A 503-nucleotide genomic window follows, 5' to 3' on the forward strand; every position below is an offset into this window, starting at 1 on the left:
ACGCTTCGGTTCAAGTGACCGACACCACCGACGAAGTGGTGGCCAAGCTGACCGCCACCCCTTCGGTCACCGAAGGCGGCGAGATCACCTACACCATCACGCTGACCAACAAAGACGGTCTGCCAATCAACAACCACAGTGCATTGACCTTCACGCTGAGCGACGGCAAAACCGTCATCACCGTGCTGGCTAATGGCACCGTGGGTACTGCCACTGTCACTGCCCCGGATAACGTCTACGTCGGCACCAACGACCCTGTCGTGATGTCGATCGCTACCGTTGAAGGCGCGGATGTCGGCAAGTTCGAACAGCTGACGCTGGACAAGACGCCGGTCAGCACATCGGTGACCGACGAGCCAGGTACGCCGGGCAACGAAGGCGACCTGGTCAAGGTCACCATCACCGCCGACCAGACCTCGGTGGCCGAAAACGTCAAACCGACCTTCACCGTGCATGTCAACCAGCCGCTGGCCCACGACCTGGTCGTGACCCTGAGCAACAAT

1 protein-coding gene is annotated in these 503 nt (G+C 60.4%); it reads left to right on the forward strand.

The features are described from left to right. On the forward strand, nt 1-503 hold a 503-nt coding region (locus N5D53_RS27650; protein WP_279841155.1), incomplete at both ends, for an immunoglobulin-like domain-containing protein.

This window comes from Pseudomonas sp. GD03862, from assembly GCF_029840855.1.
Taxonomy (GTDB): domain Bacteria; phylum Pseudomonadota; class Gammaproteobacteria; order Pseudomonadales; family Pseudomonadaceae; genus Aquipseudomonas; species Aquipseudomonas alloputida.